This window comes from Cupriavidus sp. YAF13 (genome assembly GCF_052113425.1).
Classification (GTDB): Bacteria; Pseudomonadota; Gammaproteobacteria; order Burkholderiales; family Burkholderiaceae; genus Cupriavidus.
The window spans coordinates 40,441-60,720 of the sequence record NZ_JBFRDD010000014.1; the positions used below are offsets into that span (position 1 = coordinate 40,441).

Below are 20,280 nucleotides of genomic sequence, written 5' to 3' on the forward strand. Positions count from 1 at the left end.
GCAGGCAGAGGATCCGGGCTCAAGGCTCCAGCGGCATCGCGCTGGTGCACTTGATCTCGTCCAGGCAGACGCTGGACTTCACGCCGCTCACACCCGGGATGCGCATCAGGGTGTCGAGCAGGAAATCCGACAGCGACTTCAGATCGCGCGCCACTACCTTGAGCACATAGTCGATATCGCCGGTCACGGAGAAGCACTCCTGGATTTGCGCCAGCTCGGCGACCAACCCCTTGAAGTTCGACAAGTCCCGGATATGGCCGCGTTCCATCGTGACATGGATAAAGGCCACCACGCCGAAGCCCAGGCTGGCGGAGTCCAGCCGGGCCTCGTAGCGCTTGATGATGCCGAGCTCTTCCAGGCGCCGGTGGCGGCGCAGCGTCTGGGCTGGCGACAGGCGGATGGCCTCGGCCAGTTCCAGGTTGGACGCGCGGCCATTTTCCTGCAACGCCCCCAGCAGGCGCCGGTCGATGCGGTCTAGCTCATCTTTCTGCACTTTCGTTTCCTGCCATCCATGAATCATGAAATTTTATCTCATGATATAGGGTTTGCCTGCGTGGATTACGAAATCCTATTTTGCGGCCCGGAATATACACTGAACTCCAGATTAGCAGTGCGGACGGGTAAATGAGAGCCTGTTCCGCACGTGCCTGGCACTGCGCATCGATGCGCAGGCGCGCAGGAGCCGCAATATTATTTCTCTCGTCCCCCAACTATTCGTTGAGCACACCATGGCCGATCTGTTTGAAAACCCGATGCAGTTGATGGGCTTCGAATTCGTGGAATTCGCCTCGCCCACTCCCAACCTACTGGAACCGATCTTCGAGCAGATGGGCTTCACGCTGGTGGCGCGCCACCGCTCCAAGGACGTGGTGCTGTACCGCCAGGGCGACATCAATTTCATCGTCAACCGCGAGCCGCACAGCCCGGCAGCCTACTTTGCCGCCGAGCACGGCCCCAGCGCCTGCGGCATGGCGTTCCGCGTGAAGGATTCGCACAAGGCCTATGCCCGCGCGCTGGAACTCGGCGCGCAGCCGGTGGAAATCGCCACCGGCCCGATGGAGCTGCGCCTGCCGGCGATCAAGGGCATCGGCGGCGCGCCGCTGTACCTGATCGACCGCTTTGAAGAAGGCAAGTCCATCTACGACATCGACTTCGAATTCATCGAAGGCGTGGATCGTCATCCGGTGGGCCACGGCCTGCGCCTGATCGACCACCTGACGCACAACGTCTACCGTGGCCGCATGGCTTACTGGGCCAATTTCTACGAAAAGCTCTTCAACTTCCGCGAAATCCGCTACTTCGATATCCAGGGCGAATACACCGGCCTGACCTCGAAGGCCATGACCGCGCCGGATGGCAAGATCCGCATTCCGCTGAACGAAGAGTCTTCCAAGGGCAGCGGCCAGATCGAGGAATTCCTGATGGCCTTCAATGGCGAAGGCATCCAGCACATCGCCTTCCTGACGGACAACCTGATCGAAGTCATCGACAGCCTGCAGATGGCCGGCGTGCCCCTGATGACCGCGCCCAACGACTACTACTACGACGGCCTGGAAGCGCGCCTGCCCGGCCACGGCCAGCCCGTGGATCAGCTCAAGGCGCGCGGCATCCTGGTCGACGGCACCACGGAAGGCGGCAAGCCCCGCCTGCTGCTGCAGATCTTCTCCAAGGCCTCGCTCGGCCCCGTGTTCTTCGAGTTCATCCAGCGCAAGGGCGACGAAGGCTTTGGCGAAGGCAACTTCAAGGCGCTGTTCGAATCGCTGGAACGCGACCAGATCGAGCGCGGCACGCTCAAGGTCTGAGGCCCACAAGGCAAGCCGGCACGCCCGGCACTGACCGCATCAACACCGCCGGCGCGGCAGCATGACTGCGCGCCGGCGGTGCCTGGCCGAAGCCGAAGCGCCCGCGACACGCGAGAGGCGCAGGCCAACATTCCAAAAGAGTGGGTAGAGAGACAAAGATGGTTCCCAACGCTTCCGACAAGACAGACGCGACGCTTAAGCGTGGCTTGAAAAACCGGCACATCCAGCTGATTGCGCTAGGTGGCGCGATTGGCACCGGGCTGTTCCTGGGCATTGCCCAGACCATCAAGATGGCGGGGCCCTCGGTCCTGCTCGGCTACGCGGTGGCCGGCATCATTGCTTTCTTCATCATGCGCCAGCTCGGCGAAATGGTGGTCGACGAACCCGTGGCAGGCTCCTTCAGCCATTTCGCCAACAAATACTGCGGCAGCTTCGCGGGCTTCATGTCGGGCTGGAACTACTGGGTGCTGTATATCCTGGTCAGCATGGCGGAGCTCTCGGCGGTGGGCATCTATGTCCAGTACTGGTGGCCGCACATCCCCACCTGGGTTTCCGCGCTGGCGTTCTTCGTCCTGATCAACGCCATCAACCTGACCAGCGTCAAGTCCTTCGGCGAAATGGAGTTCTGGTTCTCCATCGTCAAGGTGCTGGCCATCGTCGGCATGATCGTGTTCGGCGGCTACCTGCTGGCGTCCGGCACGGCCGGCCCGCAGGCCAGCGTGTCCAACCTGTGGCAGCACGGCGGCTTCTTCCCGAACGGGATCTCCGGCCTGGTCATGGCCATGGCGGTGATCATGTTCTCGTTCGGCGGGCTGGAGCTGGTGGGCATCACCGCGGCAGAAGCGGATGAGCCGGAAAAGACCATTCCCAAAGCCACCAACCAGGTGATCTACCGCATCCTGATCTTCTACGTTGGCGCGCTGGGCGTGTTGCTCTCGCTGTACCCGTGGGAGAAGGTTGTCACCGGCGGCAGCCCGTTCGTGCTGATCTTCCACGCGATGAACAGCGAGATCGTTGCCACGGTGCTGAATGCCGTGGTGCTGACCGCCGCGCTGTCGGTCTACAACAGCGGCGTGTATTGCAACAGCCGCATGCTGTACGGCCTGGCTACGCAGGGCAATGCGCCCAAGGCGCTGCTGAAGGTCAACCAGCGCGGGATCCCGCTGGCCGCGCTCGGCGTGTCCGCGCTGGCCACCGCGGCTTGCGTGGCGATCAACTACTTCATGCCGGGCGAGGCCTTTGAGCTGCTGATGGGGCTGGTGGTCTCGGCACTGATCATCAACTGGGCGATGATCAGCATCATTCACCTCAAGTTCCGCCGCGACAAGCGCGCAGCCGACCAGGAAACGCGTTTCAAGAGCCTGGGCTATCCGCTGACAAATTATGTGTGCCTGGCCTTCCTGGCGGGTATCCTCTACGTGATGTACCTCACGCCCGGCCTGCGCATCTCGGTGTACCTGATCCCGGCATGGCTGGCCGTACTAGGCCTGAGCTACCGCCTCAGGCAAAAGCAGAAGCGCGCCGAACCGGCGCTGCCCGAGCGCGTATCGGCATAATGATGACCCTGGCGGCCACTGGCCGCCGGCTCCGACCCTTCCCAGCACTCCAGCCAGAGTATCCAATGTTCGAACACATCGATGCCTATCCGGGCGACCCGATCCTCTCCCTCAACGAGAGCTTTCAACTCGATCCCAGGACCGATAAGGTCAACCTGAGCATCGGCATCTACTTCGATGACGAAGGCCGGTTGCCGGTGATGCAGGCCGTGAGTCAAGCCGAAGCCGCGCTGATGGCCGACATGGGCCCGCGCCCCTACCTGCCGATGGCCGGGTTTGCGGCGTATCGCGACGCCGTGCAGGCGCTGGTCTTCGGCGAGCCGTGCCAGGCGCGCGCCGAGGGGCGCATCTCGACGGTGCAGACGCTGGGCGGCTCCGGCGCGCTGCGCGTGGGAGCGGACTTCCTCAAGCGTTATTTCCCCGACGCCCAGGTCTGGATCAGCGACCCGAGCTGGGAGAACCATCGTGTGATCTTCGAGCGCACGGGCTTTACCGTCAACACGTATCCGTACTACGACGACGCTACCGGCGGCCTGAAGTTCGACRCCATGCTGGACGCGCTGCGCCTGATCCCCAAGCGCAGCATCGTGCTGCTGCACGCCTGCTGCCACAACCCCACCGGCGTGGACCTGAACCACGACCAATGGCGCCAGCTCATCACGCTGCTCAAGCAGCATGAGCTGCTGCCCTTCGTCGACATGGCCTATCAGGGCTTTGGCGCCGGCCTGGACGACGACGCCTTCGCGGTACGCGAGCTGGTGGCCCAGGGTGTGCCGTGCCTGGTGGCGAACTCGTTCTCSAAGAACTTCTCGCTGTACGGCGARCGYTGCGGCGGCCTGAGCGTGGTTTGCGACAGCGCCGAAGAAGCCGGCCGGGTGCTCGGCCAGCTGACGGGCGCGGTGCGCGCCAACTACAGCAACCCGCCCACGCACGGCGCCCGGGTGGTGGCCCGGGTGTTGACCACGCCGGCGCTGCGTACGATCTGGGAGCGCGAGCTGGCGGGCAAGTGCGAGCGTATCGCCAAGATGCGCGTGGCCATCCACAAGGGCCTGGCCGCCCACGTGAGCGGCGAGGCGCTGTCGCGCTACCTCACGCAGCGCGGCATGTTCACCTACACCGGCCTGACGGCTGACCAGGTGGACCGCCTGCGCACGGAGCACGGCGTGTACCTGCTGCGTTCGGGGCGCATGTGCGTGGCCGGGCTGAACGAGCGCAACGTGACCCAGGTGGCACAAGCAATTGCCAGCGTGCTGGTGCCCGCGGCCTGACAGGCGGCTGAGCTACGTCCCGCGCGGCGGCCGGTCTTTCCGCCCGCGCGGGACGGTGAACTCGCTGTTTGCTTCAACGCGCAGTGCAAGCCAGTGCAAGCCGGTTCAAACCAGCACGTGACGTGTTTCAACGAAGAAGCGTTGAATCTGGCGATCTATGTCCGGATCGACCATCTCCTCGGGCCGGTTCCCATTCGGGCAGGCCAGCCGGGGCGTGGTGCCGAACAAGCGGCAGATCAACGGGCGCTCGGCATAGACCTGGCAACCCTGGCTGCCAAGATGAGGGCAACTGAGGTTTGTCAGCGCGGCTTCGTGCTCGGCATCGCTTTTGACCGGAAGCCTCGACATCTCGTGCGTCGAGGTCATCACCGGCCCACAGCAGTCGTGGCAGCCCGGGGTGCACGCGAACGCGGGAATCCGTGAGCGAAAGAACCTGATTTTTTGACTGATCATCTGGCGTCCCTCTTCATTGGCCTATCTGCGTGCCTATGATCGACCTGATGGCCGGTTCCGTACGCCCAGGCACCAGGTGCGGAACATTCACGGCTAGCGGCGGTAGCCATTCAGACCGTGTCCTTCAGCCCGCGAGCTTTTGCCAGAATGTGTGATCCGACGCGAGCCGTTTGCCCTGTTTCAGGCGACGCGCGGCCGATCGCAAATTCAGCGGATGCGTGGTTTCCAGGATGCGAGCCCGCGTCAGCAACTCGTCCTGGGAGGGAAGCGCCCGTGCCCCCTTCCACGCGAACAGCGTGTAGTTGCAACTGTCCTCGGACAGGGCAATGGAAAATGACTCGCCGAACACCGAACGGATCTCTTCCATGTAGAACGGGATATCGGCATCGCTATCGAGGTAGTTGGCCACCAATACCCCGTCGTCGGCAAGCCGTGCATGGCATGCTGCGTAGAAGGCGGCGTTCCCCAGTTGCGCCGGCATGCCATGGGCGAGAAAGCCATCCACCAGGATGACCTCCGGCCGCGCGTCCTGACTCTTGACATACTCGGCGCCATCCGCGCAGACCACTTCGAGCCGCTCGTCGTCGGGCGGAATGTGAAACGTATCGCGCAAGGCGATTACTGCCGGATCGATTTCAATGGCAACAACCTTAGCCTGCGGAAGATGCCGATAGCAATACTTGAGCAATGATCCCCCGCCCAGGCCAATCATCGAGATCCTGGTGGGCGCCGGCTGCAGCAGCAGAAAAGCCATCATCGTCCGTGTGTAGCCGAGGACAAGCTTGTCGGGGTCATGCCGCGACATGATGCTCTGGGTCGCCAGCGCATCGAAATGCAGTGAAAGCGCAAGCGGGGTTTCCAGCACAGTCGGGGTGCCGTCGTCAGGGGCTTCGGAGAGAAACTTCAAGTAGGCTTCAAAGGATGTGCGGCTGGGATCCATCTGCGGGCTCGATCAGGCAAGCGCGGGCGGTTGCATATTTCGATTGTCGCCTCTATCACATCGCCTCAAACAAAAAAGCGGCCCATCAGCAACTTGCAGGCGTCGGGCCATCGGATTTCCGCCTCGGGCCGAAAAAGCGACGTCGGATTGGCCCTGAGTGGCAAAAAAGATATTTAAAGATCGCATTGCGTGGTGCTGGCATGCCTTCAAAGCCTTCTGGCGAAGGCAGTCGCCAGGCCGCACTTGCCGATCAGTTGTATATAATGATAATACTATTATCATACAATACTACTCTGAAGCGTATGGAATCCAAGACCGCCCGTTTCACCGTGTTGATCGACCCCGTGAAGAAGAAAGCCTTTGAAGCCCTGTGCGCGGCGCAGGATCAAACGCCATCACAGGTCGTGCGTCAGTTGATTCGCGACTATCTGGAGCAGCATGGGGTGGCCTATGCAACCCGGCCCCAGCTTGGCGCCACGGTTCCGGCCAAGAAGGACGGCGAGTGACCGATGTCCGCATCGCGGATTTCAATACTGCTGTCACTGAGTGACGAGACCGGAGCAAACTCTTGCAACGATCGGAAGATGTCCATGCGTGAGGCGGTGACTTATCGCGTCACGCCGCGCGCAAAGGCGCTCGTCGACGGTGGCTACCAACCAAAGGTCTTGGTGGCCATCTATCGAGGCGATACGCTGGTCAGGGATGTTGCGCTTTATGCGCGATGCGACTCTTGTCCGTTGCGCGTGACTGCGGCAAGCCTTGCCGAAGCACTGGCCTTGCGGATTCGGGCGGTGCTCAAGGATGTGCACGAAACGGATGACGTTGCCGCAGCCGCCATTCAGACGCTATTGCGACGCGTTGGGCTTAGGACAACCCCACGATCCGTAGTCGTACGCGGTGCTGGCGTGAGCTAGCCGGGTGCGGCAACACGCCGCCGGCACGCCATCTCCTTTCTTGACTTTCATTTAACCTATTGGTTAAATGAATCCATGCCATCCTCCACCGACCCGCTGACCCCCATCTTTGCCGCACTGGCTGATCCCACTCGCCGCGCCATCCTTGCGCGCCTGGCCGAAGGGGAGGCGCCGGTGAGCGAGCTGGCGAGGCCGTTCGATATGTCGGCCCCGGCCATCTCCAAGCACCTGCGCGTGCTGGCGGACGCCGGGCTGATCGAGCGGGAAGTCAGCGCCCGCTGGCGAATCTGCCATCTGCGCGCGGATGCGCTGCGCGACGCGCATGACTGGCTGGGCGCTTACCGGCGCCATTGGGAGGGCAATCTCGACCGCCTTGTCGAGTTCGTCGAACGCACCCATGCGGCGGCCTCCACCGAAGGCACCAGCAACGCAGGCAAAGCCCGAGGAAAAAAATCATGACCCAAGCTGCTACCTTCCATCTGGAAATGGACCGCTTCATCCGCGCCCCGCGCGAGAAGGTGTTCGACGCATTCACCAGCCAGGCCGCACTGTCCGAGTGGCATTGCCCGCGCGGCATGCACGTGCTGGAGGCCAGCGCCGATGCGCGGGTCGGCGGCAAGTACCGCATCGTGATGGGCGGGCGCGATGGTGCCAGGCACACCGTGGGCGGCGAGTATCAGGCGATCGACCGGGCGGATTTCCTCGCCTATACCTGGACCTGGGAAGCCGGCCCGATGCCGCAGGAGATCAAGACGCTGATCGAGGTCACGCTGACGGCCAAGGATGGCGGCACCCACCTGCATATGCGCCACAGCGGCTTTCCCGAGGCTGGCGAGCGCGATTCGCACAAGGGCGGCTGGCAATCGGTGTTCAATCGCCTCAGCGATTTCCTGGACCCGGAGGGCAGCGCCGGCTCCGTCACCGTGATCGGCGACCCGCGCAGCAGCTATTGCCGCACGGTGCGCATGGCGCTGGAGGAGAAGGGCGTGGCCTACAAGCTGCAGCCCGTGCCGCCGCACTCGCCGGAGGTGCTTGCGCATAGCCCGTTCGGCCGCATTCCGGTGTTGAGCGATGGCCCGCTTTCCTTCTATGAGACCCGCGCCATCCTGGCCTATATCGAGGAAGCCTTCGAGGGCCCGAGCCTGCTTGCGCGACAAGTCGGCGCCATTGGCCATGCACGCTGCGAGCAATGGGTCAGCCTGATCAGTTGCCATGCCTACGACGCCATGGTGCGCCGTTACGTATTGCAGTACATCTTCCCTAAAGGCGAAAACGGCCAGCCTGACCGCGCGGTGATCGATGCCGCGCTGCAGGAGATGGCCACGCAGCTAGGCGCGTTCGACGAAGCCTACGGCAATCGCGATTACCTGGTCGGTACGGCGATGTCGATGGCGGACCTGTTTCTCGCGCCAATCCTGGCGTACGTCGGCATGTTTCCCGAAGGGGCCGCCTTGCTGGAGACGTACCCCAACGTGCGGCGCGCGCAGGCAGTGATGCGCGAGCGGCCAAGCTTTGCCGCGACGCAGCCGCAGATGGGCTGACGCCACCGCATAGCCGCTTAGCGGCTATGCGGTGGGCAGGAGCATCGCCACCGCTTCCACCTCCACTTTCAGGCCAAAGTGCAGCGCGCCGGTTGGCACCACGGCGCGTGCCGGGCGCGCGCTGCCTGCCCAAGACGCATAGATGGCGTTGAATGCCGGCCAGTTCTCAATGGCGTCCACATAGACCCGCACCTGCGCCAGGCCGCCGATGCCGCTGCCGGCGGCGATCAGCGCCGCTTCCACATTGGCCAGCACCTGGCGCGCCTGATCTTCAAAGGGCGCGCCGGCGAGCTTTTCGCCGGCGGGCGTGATGGGCAACTGCCCGGATACGAACACGAAGCCATTGGCCACGGTTGCATGGCTGTAGTGCCCGCCCGGCGCGGATAGCCCGGCGGGGTTGACCGTCTTTACCGCGGCGCTTGGTTGGTTACCATCCATGGAACCGGCTCCAGGTAGCGAGCGTGCCGTCTTGCGCAAGGGCCTGATATTCGGGGAACTGCGCGCCAGTCGCGCAGGCGTGGTTGGGCAAGATGCGCAGCACCGTGCCAATGGGCAAGCGCGCCGCGATGTCCGGCTCGGGCGCGCCTTCGCGCGACACGATGCCATGTTCCTGGTTGGCGCCACTGAGCACGTAGCCCGCAAGCACGGTGCCATCGATGCCGCAGACCTGCCCGTAGCCGAAATCGCACTTCTGCTTTTGCGTGCCACGGTCGCGGCTCATGGCCATCCAGCCGGCATCGACGATGGCCCAGCCCTTGTCCGCCTGGTGCCCGATCACGGTGGTCAGCACGCTCAGCGCCAGGTCTTGCGTTGCGCACACGCCGACGTTGCGCATCACGAGGTCGAAGAACACGTAGACGCCCGCGCGCACCTCGGTGACGCCTTCCAGGCTCGTTGCGGATAGCGCCGTGGGCGTTGATCCAACGCTGACCACCGCGCATGGCAGCCCGGCCGCGCGCAGCCGTTCGGCCGCCATGACGCAGCCGGCGCGCTCCTGCTCCGCCATCGCCGCCAGGGCCTCGCGCGTATCCAGGTCGTAGCTGGAGCCGGCGTGCGTCATCACGCCGCCCAGGCGGGCGCCGCCTTGGTGCAGCACGCGGGCCACGTCGAGCAGCGCGGCTTCGTCCGGGCGGATGCCCGAGCGGTGGCCATCGGTGTCGATCTCGATCCAGACCTCGAACGACTCGCCATGCGCGGCGCCGAACGCGACGATGGCCTCGGCGGATGCCACGCTATCGGTGACGATCTTCAGGTCGCAGCCCTGGCGGCGCAGCGCCAAGGCCTGGGGCAGTTTGGTCGAGACCATGCCGACGCCGTAGAGAATGTCCGTGATGCCATCGGCAAAGAAATGCGCGGCTTCCTTCAGGGTGGAAACGGTGATGCCGCGTGCCCCGGCATCGATCTGGGCTTGTACGACCGCCGAGCATTTGCTGGTCTTGGCATGCGGGCGGAACCGCACGCCAAGCGCGTCCATGCGCGCCTGCATGCGCCCGATGTTGTGTTGCATGCGGGGCAAGTCGATCACCGCTGCCGGTGTTTCCAGGCTCGCCAGTGTGTGGGTGGCAGTGTTCATCGCGTTATTGAGAGTGATCAGTCAGTCCAGGAATTGGCCCTTGGCGCTTCAGCGCGGGCACGTCGCCGCGCCTACCATCGCCTTGCACGGGTAAGGATTGCAGAGCATCGCGGATGCTCTTTAGCGGGTTGCCGCATGAAAGGACCGCAGCCACGGCAGCGCGGGCGCCAGCGTGGCGAACTCCGCATCGGGCACTGGCGCGCCGGCGGGCAGGGCCAGGCCGACGCGGTTGTGCCAGTAGGTGCGCAGCCCGACGGCCGAGGTGCCGAACATGTCGTAGCCCGAGCCCGCGACAAAGGCGGCATCCGTTGCCTGCACGCCCAGTTGCTTCAGCGCGAGCTGGTAGGGGCGCGGATCCGGCTTGTAGAAGCCCGCCTCCTCGGAGGTGACGACGACATCCCAGTCGATCTCCAGCAAGTCCGCGGCGCGGCGCCCCAGCCGTTCGGAGCAGTTCGTGACCACCGCCAGGCGGCAATGCGGACGCAGGGCACGCAACAGTTCGCGGGCACCATCCCACGCGGGGAGCTTGTCCCAGCCGGCCTCGAGCGCTGCCGGCGCGCTGGCGGGCAGGCCGACATGCTCGGCCGCCTCGCGCACCAGTTGCTCGTAGGGAACGTAGGCGCCGCAGCCGTAGGTGCGCTTCAGGTACTCCGCGCGCCAGGCCCGGCCTTGCGCCTGCGAGCCGGCGGCGGCGTTCCATACGGTCCAGGAATCCAGCAGCGCGGTGAGCAGGTCGAACAGGACGGCGCGGGGCCAGGCGGGGGCGGGCGATTGGTCGAGGATTTCCATACGTTCCTTTTTGCGTGGGCGGAGTAGCGGAGCAGCCGAGCCGCGGCGCTGCGCAGCGGCAGGACAACAGGCCCTCAGTGTAGGAAGGAGTACGTGGTCCGTGGTTAAATACCGGAACATCAATCGTTAAGCTGAAGTGAATGATCCAGATCGAAGACCTGCGGCTGGTCGAGGCGCTGGCGCAGGCCCCGTCCCTGAGCGCAGCCGCCCGCGCGCTCAATGTGACGCCACCAGCGCTGTCCATGCGCCTGCGCAAGCTGGAGGCCACGCTGGGCCTGGCACTCGCCACCCGCACCGCCCGGCGCCTGAGCCTCACGCCCGAGGGCGAGCGCTTTGCGCAGGAAGGCGCGGCGCTGCTGGCGCAGCTGGAGGCGCTGCCCGAGTCGTTCCGCCGGGAAGACAGCCGCCTGACGGGCACGCTGCGCGTCGCCGCCCCCTTCGGCTATGGCCGGCATCATGTGGCGCCGGTGCTGGCGCGCTTCGCGCAATGCCATCCCGGCTTGCGCCTGCAGCTGGATCTGCGGGAGGCGCCTTGGCCGGACAAGCATGACTCGGACGCGGTAGTGCATATCGGCGCCGTGCGGGACTCATCCTGGATTGCCCGCACGCTCGCCCCCAACGAACGCTGGCTGTGCGCAAGCCCGGCTTACCTGCGCGCCCACGGCACGCCGCAAGAGCCGCGCGACCTGCTAGGGCACGCGTGCATCTGCATTCGCGAGAACGACGAGGACGTGACGCTGTGGCGTTTTCGCCGGGCGGGTTCCGGCACCGCGCGGCGGCCATCGGCCCGCGAAACGCTGCGCGTTGTCCCGGCTTTTACGACCAACGATGGCAGCGTGGCGCGCCAGTGGGCGGAGCAGGGGCTTGGCCTGGTGCTGCGCTCAGAGTGGGATACGGCCGATGCGGTGGCACGCGGCACGCTGGTCCGGGTCTTGGCCGGCTGGGAGTTCGACAGCGCGCCGGTGACCCTGCTGGTGCCCACGCGGCGTGGCCGCACGGCGCGGGTACAGGCATTGATGCAGTTTTTCGAGGCAGCCTTGGGCAAGCCAGGGCCGCCCCCACCGCGCTAAAAGCCCTTGCAGCCCTTGCCGACGACATGCTGCCCGTCCCCCCTCAGGGCGCCGCTTGCGGCGTCACAATGCTGAAGTATCCGTCAAACGTATCCAGCATGCCGAACAGCGACGCCACCGCCTGCGGGTTGCCTTCAATGCGGATGCTGCCATCGCGGATCGCGTCCGGCAGCGTCAGTTGCTTCAGGCTGATGCGGTCGAGCGTGGCCTTGTCCAGCGTGATGGTCGCCGTGGCCTGCGCAGATTGCGCGCTGGCCAGGTAGGTCAGGGCGCTGTTGCGCAGCGTCATGGCGTAGCGCTCTTGCAGGTCGGTGAAGTTCCAGTTCAGCGTCATGGCCTTGCCGGCGGCCTTGTCCGCATTCAGGCGCACCGCCAGGTAGTCGAAGAAGTGCGGCACGGTCAGCGCGCGCACCAGGTCGGGCGATGTCGTGCCGCCGGGCGCGCCCCGCTTGATGCCGTTGCGCAGTTCCTGCGCGCCGCTCAGGTAGGCATTGCGCCAGGTTGCGTTTTCGGTCTGGTAGCCAAGCTGCTCCAGCGCGTCGGCCTGTAACGCGCGGGCCGCGGCGTTGGCCGGATCGGCAAAGACCAGCTCGTTGCCGATCTGCGCCACCCAGCGGTATTCGCCGCGGGCGTAGGCTTCGCGCGCCTTGGCCAGGACAGCGTCCGCGCCGCCCATCCATTCGATCGTCTTCTTCGCGCCCTGCACCGGCGGCAGCGGGTTCAGGTGGGCGGGGTTGCCATCGTAGAACCCGAGGTAGCGCTGGTACACGGCGCGCACGTTGTGGCTGATCGAGCCGTAGTAGTCGCGCGCATACCATTTGCTGGCCAGCGGCTCAGGCAGCTTGCGCAGCGTGTCGGCAATGTCCGTGGGCGTGAGGCCATGGTTCATCAGGCGCAGCGTCTGGTCGTTCAGGTAGGCGTACATGTCGCGCTGGTCCGACAGGAACTCGTTGATGCGCGCCTTGCCCCAGGTGGGCCAGTGGTGCTGGGCGATCAGGATGTCGCTGCGCTCGCCGTAGCGGGCCAGCGCCTGGCCGATATAGAACGACCAGGCCTTGGCATCGCGCACCTGCGCGCCGCGGATGGTCAGGATGTTGTGCTGGGTGCGGGCAGCGTTCTCCGCGATGCACAGCGTGCGCAGCTGCGGGAAGTAAAGGTTCATCTCGGCCGGCGCCTCGGTGCCGGGCGTGAGCTGGAACTCGATGTCGATGCCATCGACGCGGCGGGTGTCGATGGTCTTGGCGATGAGATCGGTGGGCGCCAGCAGCGTGATCGTGCCGCGCGAGGTGGCCTTGCCCAGGCCCGCGTCGACTTGTCCCGTCGCGCTGCGGGGCAGGGTGGTGCCGTACATGTATTGCGCGCGCCGGCTCATGGCGTTGCCCGCCAGCACGTTCTCGCTGATGGCCTCTTCCATGAAGCCCGCCGGGGCGATCACCGCGACTTTGCCGGCTTTCACGTCGGCCTCGTCGACGATGCCCTTGGCGCCGCCGAAATGGTCGGCGTGGCTGTGCGTGTAGATCACGGCGACCACCGGCTTGCGCGGCCGGTGCGCATAGTACAGCGCCAGCGCCGCGCGCGCGGTCTCGGCGGTGATCAGCGGGTCCATCACGATGATGCCGGTGTCGCCTTCGATGATGTTCATGTTCGACAGGTCGGCCCCGCGCACCTGATAGAGGCGGTCGGTGACCTTGAACAGGCCGGCTTCATTGTTCAACTGCGCGAGCCGCCACAGGCTCGGGTTCACCGTGGCCGGTGCGGCATCGGCGCGCTCGAAGGCGTAGGCGTTGAAGTCCCATGCCACGCGGCCGTCCGCGCCGCGGATGGTGTCTTCGGGAAAGCGGGCCACCAGGCCGCGGTGCGCATCCTCGAAATCCTGCCGGTCGCCAAAGGGCAGTGCCTGCAGCCACGCCGCATTGGCTTGCGCGGTGACGGGCGAGGCAGGCGCGCTGGCCGTCTGGGCGGTGGCGCACTGGAAGGCAACGAGCGCCAGGATGGCGGGGAGGGTACGGCGAAGGGGCATGGCAAGGCTCGGCGAAACGAAGAGGACGTCTATTGAAGTCCAGCGCCACCTATAATTCAATTGCAAGTTTTTTATCCCAGCGATGCAAGGAGCGCATGTCTTGAACCTGAAACGGCTGGAACACCTGATCGCGGTGGCGGAAGAAGGCTCGCTGGCGGGGGCCGCCCGCCGCGTGCACCTGAGCCAGCCCGCGCTGACCCGCAGCATCCAGGCGCTGGAGGCCGAGGCCGGCATGCCGCTGTTCGATCGCGGGCCGCGCGGCGTGGCGCTGACCGCGGCCGGGCGCATGGTGGCGGAGCGGGCCCGGCGGATCTTGTTCGAGACGCGCTGCCTGGCGCGCGATCTCACGCTGGTGCAGCAGCATGAGATCGGCAGCGTGCAGATGGGGATGGGGCCGTTTCCCGCCGCCATCCTGCTGCCCGAGGTGCTGTGCGCCCTCAACCGGGACTGGCCGAAGCTGCGGGTGACGGCCGAGGTCAACAGCGCCCCGGCGCTGCTTGCCGCCCTGCACGCGGAGACGCTGGATTTTCTGGTTGCCGAGCGCCGTACCATGCCGGCGGCGGCAGAGCTGGAAGTCCGGCGCCTGCGGCCCGAGCCATCGGGCTGGTTCGCGCGCCCGGGTCATCCCCTTGCGGGCGGGCGTGTCACGCCGGCGCAATTGCGCGAGGCTACCCTGGTGTCCGTGCCGTTGCCGGATCATGGCCACGACCAGTTGCGCAGGCTGCTCGGCTGCCGGCCGGGCGAGAGCCTGCCGTTTCAGGTGCGGAGCAATGATTTTCATGCGCTCAGGCATCTGGCGTGCCAATCCGATGTGGTGCTGCTGGCACCCGCGCGGGCGCTCAGCGCGGAGCTGGAGAGCGGCGCGCTGGTGGCGCTGGCGCTGGCAAGCACGGTCTCCATGGCCATGGACTTTGTCGTCGTGCACCTGGCGCAGCGCACGCTGTCGCCGGCGGCGGAAAGGGCAGTGGCAGCGGTGCTGGCCGCCGCTTGATCCATGCGCCAGCGCCAGTTAATAAAAGCCAACTAAATGTAACTTTGTTTGCACGGATGTACCTTTCTCTTAACATATCGGGCGGGCGCGAGGCGCCGCCAGGCGGGAACCCCGCTTAGCCGCCCGCCGAACCCACGGCGATTCCCGTTGCCCGGTGGGTTTGTCGACGATGTGAAGCCAAAGGAAAAGCAAGGTATGAGGCGTTTCGAATTCCGCAGCGACAGCTCCAGCAAATTCTGGGAAGTGGAGCAGGACGACGCGCAGCTCAACCTGCGCTGGGGCAAGATCGGCACCCATGGCCAGAGCCAGAGCAAGCCGTTTGCCGATGCCGCCAAGGCGGCTGCGGCCATGACCAAGCTGATTGCCGAAAAAACCGGCAAAGGCTATGTGGAGGCGCAGGTAGCGGCCGGCGCCAGCATCGGGGCCACAGCGCAGCCGGCGCCTGCCGCCTCCCCGTCCCCCGCCTCCCCGGCCGCCGCGCCCGCCGCCGCCATTCCCCAGGACACCGCCCCGGCCTCGCCGCCCCGGGCGCAAGCACCGGAACCCGTTGCGCCGATCGCAGCCGCCATCGCGCCTGCCGTGCCCGCCGCGCGTGGCGACTTGCCACCCTGGCTGGAGGGGGGCGCCGCCGTGCTGATGCCAGAATCGCTCAAGGACCTGGCCCGGCCCAGCCGGCGCCATCCCGGCGACGCGCCCGCCGAGCCGCTGGACCCGATGCGGGCCTGGCTGCGCGTGCGCGAATCCCTGCTCAAGCACGTGCAGCCGGAAATCGACGCCAGCGCCGCCCATTGGCAGGCGGCTTATGCCGAGGCATGGCAGCGCGTGGAAAGCCGCCGCATGGAGGGCTCGCCCGCGTCCGACGCGGTGCTGATGACAATCCTCGTCAAGCTGTCTTCCCAGCATTACCGCGACGACGTGGAGCTGGGCGCCAATGGCATGGCCTTCATGGCGGGCCGGCTCGGCCTGGAAGGCGCGGTGGATGCGTTGCTGACCGCGCAGACCATGGGCACGGAGCTCGGCTGGGTGCGTGATACGCGCAAGCGCCGCCTGAGCCTGAACGATAACGTCGACAGCGCGCACGGCACCGGCTACGCAGGCATCCACAGCGATGCCGAGTGGGCGCTGCGCGCCCTGCTGGCGCGCGCGGAGCCCGCGCAGTGGCAAGCCTGCGCGGACAAGATCCGCGCGGCCCTGCCGCTGCTGCCGCCGTCGCGCCAGCCGGTCATGGCCATGCTGCTGCCCGACCTGCCCGAGCTCAGCAACGAGACCGCGCAGCGCCTGCAAGGGCCACAGGCGCCGGCGTCGCTGCACTGGCTGCAGATGACCGTGACCGATCCCGCGGCGCTTGCGCTCGCGCAGCGGCAGAAGGTAGAGGGCTGGGGCAGCAATTTCTGGGGCGTGGAGACCATGGTGGCCACCGTGCTGCGCGAGCGCGGCGCCGACGCGTTACCCATCCTGGCGCCAGGCGCGGCCCTCGAAGAGGCTGGCGAAGGCCTGGCGGCCATCGGCCTGCCCGAAGCCGTTGCCGCGCTGGCACGGGTGGCGACCAACGGCAAGCCCGCCATGGCACGCTTCCAGCAGGCTACCGCCCGCTGGCCGTTGGCGGCGCTTGGCGCCTTGCCCGGCCTGGCGCTTGCCGGTGGCAAGGATGCCAGCCTGTACACGGCCAGCCTGGCCGCGCTGCTGCAGGCGCATGCCGCCGAGGCCGAGCGCGTGCTGCCGTGGCTGAGCCCGGCCGAGGGCGATCTGGTGAAGCAACTGCAGGCCAGGCTGGCGCAGCCTGCCGAGGCGGCCGCCGTTGAAGACCTGCCCACGGTGCTGGCCGATCCGCCCTGGCTTGGCAAGAAGCGCGTTGCCGCCACCGGCCCGCTGACGCTGGCGCCGCTGGATCTTCCGGCGGTCGAGCGCTGGGCCGAGGGCAAGCGCGAGGAATGGGCGTCGATGAGCGACTGGCAGGTGCGCCGCTACGACCCGGCCAAGGCTCGCGATGTGCAACTGCTGGCGAGCGACCTGGGGTTCGGCAACGCGCGCGGCAAACAATCCGGCCTGCTCGAGCAGGCCATGCTGGCGATTCGCCAGCGCGATGCGCAGGCGCTGTTCGCCGCCTGGCAGGCCCTGCGCAAGCTCACCAGCTGGTGCTCGCTCGACGCCATGATGGCGGCCTTGCTGCCCGAGGAACTGGCACTGCCGCTGTTCAATATGGTGGCCGCGCAGAGCACAACCCACAACGACAGCTATATGGCAGCCAGGTTCGGCCTGCGGGTACTGCCCGGCGTGCTGGGCACGGTGCGCCGCGCGCCCACCGAGGGGCTGCCGCTGGCGATGCCGTTTGGCGCGGTCGAGCTGGCGGCGCCGGCGGCGCGCGCGCTGGCCAGGCTCAAGTCGCTGCGCGAAGTGGGCCGGGCCTGGCTGCTGCGCCATCCGGAGCATGCTGTAGCCGGCCTGATCCCGGCCGCGGTGGGCCGCATTGGCGAGGCGCGCGACAACGCCGCCACGGCGCTGCGCATGCTGGCCGGCGAGGGGCACGAGGCGCTGGTGATGGAAGTGGCGCAGCGCTTCGCCCAGCGCGACGCCGCCCCCGCCATCGTGGCCGCCGTACGCGGGGTGCTGGATGAAGATCCGCTGCAGCGCTTCCCGGCCAAGCTGCCCAAGCTGCCCGAGTTCTACCAGCCCGGCAGTTTCCGCCGCCCCGTGCTTGCCACCGGCAAGGGGGCCGGCAAACCGCTGCCGGATTCCGCCTTGCAGCACCTGGGCACCATGCTGGCGTTTCCCTCGGCGCAAGGGCGCTATCCCGGCCTGGACATGGTCAAGGCGGCCTGCACGCCCGAGTCGCTGGCGGACTTTGCCTGGGACAATTTCGCGGCGTGGCTGCTGGTCAATGCGCCTGCCAAGGAGAGCTGGGCGCTGAGCGCGCTGGGCGTGCTCGGCAACGACGACACCGCGCGCCGGCTCACGCCGTATGTCCGCGCCTGGCCCGGCGAGGCCGCGCACGCGCGCGCCGTGGCCGGGCTGGATGTGCTCGCCATGATCGGTAGCGACGTGGCGCTGATGCACCTCAACGGCATTGCGCAGAAGGTCAAGTTCAAGGGCTTGCAGGACCGTGCCCGCGAGAAGATCGACGAAGTGGCCGAGGCGCGCGGGCTCTCGCTCGAAGAGCTCGAAGACCGCCTCGCGCCCGACCTCGGGCTGGACGCGCACGGCACCTTGCTGCTGGATTTCGGGCCGCGCCAGTTCCGCGTGGGCTTCGACGAGGCCCTCAAGCCCTTCGTGCGCGACACCGACGGCGCACGCCTGGCCGACCTGCCCAAGCCCAAGAAAACCGACGACGCCGCGCTGTCCAAGGAAGCCGTGGAGCGTTTCAAGGCGCTCAAGAAAGAYGCCCGCACCATTGCCAGCCAACAGGTGCTGCGCCTGGAGCTGGCCATGTGCGCGCGCCGGCGCTGGAGCGCCGCGGTGTTCGAGCCCTTCCTGGCGCAGCATCCGCTGGTGCGCCACCTGGTGCAGCGGCTGGCGTGGGGCGTGTACCGCGTGGCGCACGGCAGCGACAGCGGCGGCGAGCTGCTGGCGTGCTTTCGCGTGGCCGAGGACGGCAGCTACACCACGGCCGACGACGATGCCTACGCGCTGCCGCAAGGCGAGGATATCCGCGTGGGCATTCCCCACGCGCTGGAATTGCCGGCCGAAGATGCAGCCGCCTTCGGCCAGCTGTTCGCCGACTACGAGCTGCTGCAGCCCTTCGCGCAGATCGGCCGCGACACCTACGCGCTGACCGAGGCCGAGCGGCAGGCCATCGACCTGGATCGCTGGAAGGGCGTGGTCATCCCCACCGGCAAGCTGTTCGGCCTGGCCAACCGCGGCTGGCGGCGCGGCGCGGCGCAGGACGGCGGCGGCATCTGGTACTACACCAAGCAGGTCGAGGGCGGACGGGCGATCGAACTGACGTTCGATCCCGGCATGATCGTGGGCATGCCCGACGAATATCCGGAGCAGACCTTGCAAAGCCTGCAGTTCGGCGTGGATGCGCACGGCTGGGGCATCGCCCGCAACGGCGGCAAGAAGTTCGCCGGGCTCGACCCGATCGCCGCCAGCGAACTGATCCGCGACATGGAGAGCCTGCGCGCATGAACGCCCGCGTCGATGCATCCCTTATTCCGCTGCCCCTCATTCCGCGGCCCCCTATCGCGCGGCTCCTTATCCAGCGGCCCCAGATGGCGCCGCTGACCGCACCAATGGAAAGCCACCATGGTTGACAAGACAAGCCCCACGCTCCAGCGCCCGCCCGCCGAGCTGCTCTACGCGGACGAACTGGCGCGCCTGGCCGCTACCGACGATGCGCCACGCCCGCCAGGCTGGGCGCTGTCGCTGACTGCCGCGCGCCGCTTTATCCTGGGCGATGCCGGCAGCGATATCGCCGCCAAGCTGGTGGCCCCGGCGGCCATGATCGAGCGGGCGCTGGTCACGCTGGCCACCGGGCGGGGGCTCATGCTGGTGGGCGAGCCCGGCACCGCCAAGTCGCTGCTCTCGGAGTTGCTGGCGGCGGCCGTCAGCGGCACCTCCACGCTGACCATCCAGGGCGGGGCCTCGGTCACCGAGGACCAGATCAAGTACGGCTGGAACTACGCGCTGCTGATCAACGAGGGCCCGAGCCAGCGCGCGCTGGTGCCCGCGCCGCTGTACCTCGGCATGCAGCAGGGCCGCATCGTGCGTTTCGAGGAAATCACCCGCACGCCGCTGGAGGTGCAGGACTGCCTGCTGGCCATGCTGTCGGACCGCGTGATGGCGGTGCCGGAGCTCGAAGGCGCCGCCGGCATGCTGTACGCGCGAGAAGGCTTCAACATCATCGCCACCGCCAACACGCGCGACCGCGGCGTCAACGAGATGAGCGCGGCGCTCAAGCGCCGCTTCGATTTCGAGACGGTGTTCCCGATCCTGGATTTCCAGCGCGAGCTGGAACTGGTGGAGCAGGCCTCGGCACGCTTGCTGGCGCGCAGCGGCATTCCCCGGCGCGTGCCGGAGCCGGTGCTGGAGTTGCTGGTCACCACCTTCCGCGACTTGCGCGGGCAGGGCACGCAGCCGCGCCGCAACGCGGACGAAGGCGGCGCCGAGCGCATGAGCGCGGTCATGTCCACCGCCGAGGCCGTGAACGTGGCGCATGCGGTGGGCGTGCGCGCCTGGTTCCTCGAGCAACGCGATGGCAGCCCCGCTGACCTGGTCGACTGCATCGGCGGCACCGTGGTCAAGGACAACGCCGACGACCGCGCCAAGCTGCGCCGTTACTTCGAACAAAAGGTCTCGCGCCGCGCCGGCTCGCACTGGCAGGCCTATTTCGCCGCGCGCGACCGCCTGCCTTGATGCGCCACGCA

General features: G+C 66.8%; 18 protein-coding genes. 11 read left to right on the forward strand and 7 right to left on the reverse strand.

Going from position 1 to position 20,280, the window contains the following annotated elements; all coding sequences use genetic code 11:
• Nucleotides 1–19: 19 nt before the first annotated feature.
• Complete coding sequence (locus AB4061_RS13770) at nucleotides 20–520, reverse strand: Lrp/AsnC family transcriptional regulator (protein WP_441634574.1); 501 nt, start codon at nucleotides 518–520, stop codon at nucleotides 20–22.
• A 208-nt stretch (nucleotides 521–728) separates the two neighbouring features.
• Here AB4061_RS13770 and hppD point away from each other — a divergent pair, with 208 nt between their 5' ends.
• From hppD to AB4061_RS13785, 3 genes are all read left to right on the forward strand, one after another.
• Nucleotides 729–1,802: a 4-hydroxyphenylpyruvate dioxygenase gene (gene hppD, locus AB4061_RS13775; protein WP_174426710.1), complete on the forward strand. Its 1,074-nt coding sequence runs from the start codon at nucleotides 729–731 to the stop codon at nucleotides 1,800–1,802.
• A 158-nt stretch (nucleotides 1,803–1,960) separates the two neighbouring features.
• Complete coding sequence (locus tag AB4061_RS13780) at nucleotides 1,961–3,358, forward strand: amino acid permease (protein ID WP_441634576.1); 1,398 nt, start codon at nucleotides 1,961–1,963, stop codon at nucleotides 3,356–3,358.
• 65 nt (nucleotides 3,359–3,423) lie between these two features.
• Complete coding sequence (locus AB4061_RS13785; RefSeq protein ID WP_441634578.1) at nucleotides 3,424–4,626, forward strand: amino acid aminotransferase; 1,203 nt, start codon at nucleotides 3,424–3,426, stop codon at nucleotides 4,624–4,626.
• 105 nt (nucleotides 4,627–4,731) lie between these two features.
• On the opposite strand, the gene AB4061_RS13790 is transcribed toward AB4061_RS13785, so the two are convergent.
• Both AB4061_RS13790 and AB4061_RS13795 read right to left on the reverse strand, forming a co-directional pair.
• A complete protein-coding gene (locus tag AB4061_RS13790; protein ID WP_441634580.1) occupies nucleotides 4,732–5,079 on the reverse strand; it encodes a YkgJ family cysteine cluster protein in 348 nt (115 codons plus the stop codon).
• Nucleotides 5,080–5,203: 124 nt separating this feature from the next.
• The gene (locus AB4061_RS13795; protein WP_441634582.1) at nucleotides 5,204–6,019 is read right to left on the reverse strand and encodes a fused MFS/spermidine synthase; all 816 of its coding nucleotides are present in this window, start codon (nucleotides 6,017–6,019) and stop codon (nucleotides 5,204–5,206) included.
• A gap of 302 nt (nucleotides 6,020–6,321) precedes the next feature.
• On the opposite strand from AB4061_RS13795, the gene AB4061_RS13800 reads away from it, so the two are divergent.
• From AB4061_RS13800 to AB4061_RS13815, 4 genes are all read left to right on the forward strand, one after another.
• Nucleotides 6,322–6,525 (forward strand): ribbon-helix-helix protein, CopG family, encoded by a 204-nt coding sequence (locus AB4061_RS13800; protein ID WP_441634584.1) that lies wholly within the window; start codon nucleotides 6,322–6,324, stop codon nucleotides 6,523–6,525.
• A 78-nt stretch (nucleotides 6,526–6,603) separates the two neighbouring features.
• Nucleotides 6,604–6,933, forward strand: a complete 330-nt coding sequence (locus tag AB4061_RS13805) for a hypothetical protein (RefSeq protein WP_441634586.1) — start codon at nucleotides 6,604–6,606, stop codon at nucleotides 6,931–6,933.
• A 75-nt stretch (nucleotides 6,934–7,008) separates the two neighbouring features.
• Complete coding sequence (locus AB4061_RS13810) at nucleotides 7,009–7,392, forward strand: ArsR/SmtB family transcription factor (protein ID WP_441634588.1); 384 nt, start codon at nucleotides 7,009–7,011, stop codon at nucleotides 7,390–7,392.
• On the forward strand, nucleotides 7,389–8,474 hold the full coding sequence (locus AB4061_RS13815) for an SRPBCC domain-containing protein (RefSeq protein WP_441634590.1): 1,086 nt from the start codon (nucleotides 7,389–7,391) through the stop codon (nucleotides 8,472–8,474). The genes AB4061_RS13810 and AB4061_RS13815 overlap by 4 nt, the downstream gene beginning before the upstream one ends.
• 24 nt (nucleotides 8,475–8,498) lie before the next feature.
• On the opposite strand, the gene AB4061_RS13820 is transcribed toward AB4061_RS13815, so the two are convergent.
• The 3 genes from AB4061_RS13820 to AB4061_RS13830 all read right to left on the reverse strand — a co-directional run bounded on the left by AB4061_RS13820 (nucleotide 8,499) and on the right by AB4061_RS13830 (nucleotide 10,836).
• Nucleotides 8,499–8,912 (reverse strand): RidA family protein, encoded by a 414-nt coding sequence (locus AB4061_RS13820; RefSeq protein WP_441634592.1) that lies wholly within the window; start codon nucleotides 8,910–8,912, stop codon nucleotides 8,499–8,501.
• Nucleotides 8,902–10,047, reverse strand: coding sequence for a DSD1 family PLP-dependent enzyme (locus AB4061_RS13825; protein ID WP_441634594.1), 1,146 nt, complete (start codon nucleotides 10,045–10,047; stop codon nucleotides 8,902–8,904). The genes AB4061_RS13820 and AB4061_RS13825 overlap by 11 nt, the downstream gene beginning before the upstream one ends.
• Before the next feature lie 120 nt (nucleotides 10,048–10,167).
• Nucleotides 10,168–10,836 carry an HAD family hydrolase gene (locus AB4061_RS13830; RefSeq protein ID WP_441634596.1) on the reverse strand — a complete coding sequence of 223 codons (669 nt, stop codon included), beginning with the start codon at nucleotides 10,834–10,836 and terminating at the stop codon, nucleotides 10,168–10,170.
• Between the two features lie 140 nt (nucleotides 10,837–10,976).
• Between AB4061_RS13830 and AB4061_RS13835 the strand changes: the two genes are divergently transcribed.
• Nucleotides 10,977–11,906 (forward strand): LysR family transcriptional regulator, encoded by a 930-nt coding sequence (locus AB4061_RS13835; protein ID WP_441634598.1) that lies wholly within the window; start codon nucleotides 10,977–10,979, stop codon nucleotides 11,904–11,906.
• 43 nt (nucleotides 11,907–11,949) lie between these two features.
• On the opposite strand, the gene AB4061_RS13840 is transcribed toward AB4061_RS13835, so the two are convergent.
• Nucleotides 11,950–13,926, reverse strand: coding sequence for an alkyl/aryl-sulfatase (locus AB4061_RS13840; RefSeq protein WP_441634600.1), 1,977 nt, complete (start codon nucleotides 13,924–13,926; stop codon nucleotides 11,950–11,952).
• A 100-nt stretch (nucleotides 13,927–14,026) separates the two neighbouring features.
• Here AB4061_RS13840 and AB4061_RS13845 point away from each other — a divergent pair, with 100 nt between their 5' ends.
• From AB4061_RS13845 to AB4061_RS13855, 3 genes are all read left to right on the forward strand, one after another.
• The gene (locus AB4061_RS13845) at nucleotides 14,027–14,917 is read left to right on the forward strand and encodes a LysR family transcriptional regulator (protein ID WP_441634602.1); all 891 of its coding nucleotides are present in this window, start codon (nucleotides 14,027–14,029) and stop codon (nucleotides 14,915–14,917) included.
• Nucleotides 14,918–15,112: 195 nt separating this feature from the next.
• Nucleotides 15,113–19,042 carry a DUF4132 domain-containing protein gene (locus tag AB4061_RS13850; protein ID WP_441634604.1) on the forward strand — a complete coding sequence of 1,310 codons (3,930 nt, stop codon included), beginning with the start codon at nucleotides 15,113–15,115 and terminating at the stop codon, nucleotides 19,040–19,042.
• A 117-nt stretch (nucleotides 19,043–19,159) separates the two neighbouring features.
• Nucleotides 19,160–20,269 (forward strand): ATP-binding protein, encoded by a 1,110-nt coding sequence (locus AB4061_RS13855; RefSeq protein ID WP_183035408.1) that lies wholly within the window; start codon nucleotides 19,160–19,162, stop codon nucleotides 20,267–20,269.
• The last annotated feature ends 11 nt before the right edge of the window (nucleotides 20,270–20,280 follow it).

Coding starts and splice junctions, on each gene's coding strand:
- AB4061_RS13780 (WP_441634576.1), top strand. CDS start 1,961: ATGGTTCCCAACGCTTCCGACAAGACAGACGCGACGCTTAAGCGTGGC.
- AB4061_RS13795 (WP_441634582.1), bottom strand. CDS start 6,019: ATGGATCCCAGCCGCACATCCTTTGAAGCCTACTTGAAGTTTCTCTCC.
- AB4061_RS13815 (WP_441634590.1), top strand. CDS start 7,389: ATGACCCAAGCTGCTACCTTCCATCTGGAAATGGACCGCTTCATCCGC.
- AB4061_RS13835 (WP_441634598.1), top strand. CDS start 10,977: ATGATCCAGATCGAAGACCTGCGGCTGGTCGAGGCGCTGGCGCAGGCC.
- AB4061_RS13825 (WP_441634594.1), bottom strand. CDS start 10,047: ATGAACACTGCCACCCACACACTGGCGAGCCTGGAAACACCGGCAGCG.
- AB4061_RS13805 (WP_441634586.1), top strand. CDS start 6,604: ATGTCCATGCGTGAGGCGGTGACTTATCGCGTCACGCCGCGCGCAAAG.
- AB4061_RS13800 (WP_441634584.1), top strand. CDS start 6,322: ATGGAATCCAAGACCGCCCGTTTCACCGTGTTGATCGACCCCGTGAAG.
- AB4061_RS13830 (WP_441634596.1), bottom strand. CDS start 10,836: ATGGAAATCCTCGACCAATCGCCCGCCCCCGCCTGGCCCCGCGCCGTC.
- AB4061_RS13770 (WP_441634574.1), bottom strand. CDS start 520: ATGATTCATGGATGGCAGGAAACGAAAGTGCAGAAAGATGAGCTAGAC.
- AB4061_RS13855 (WP_183035408.1), top strand. CDS start 19,160: ATGGTTGACAAGACAAGCCCCACGCTCCAGCGCCCGCCCGCCGAGCTG.
- hppD (WP_174426710.1), top strand. CDS start 729: ATGGCCGATCTGTTTGAAAACCCGATGCAGTTGATGGGCTTCGAATTC.
- AB4061_RS13810 (WP_441634588.1), top strand. CDS start 7,009: ATGCCATCCTCCACCGACCCGCTGACCCCCATCTTTGCCGCACTGGCT.
- AB4061_RS13790 (WP_441634580.1), bottom strand. CDS start 5,079: ATGATCAGTCAAAAAATCAGGTTCTTTCGCTCACGGATTCCCGCGTTC.
- AB4061_RS13820 (WP_441634592.1), bottom strand. CDS start 8,912: ATGGATGGTAACCAACCAAGCGCCGCGGTAAAGACGGTCAACCCCGCC.
- AB4061_RS13840 (WP_441634600.1), bottom strand. CDS start 13,926: ATGCCCCTTCGCCGTACCCTCCCCGCCATCCTGGCGCTCGTTGCCTTC.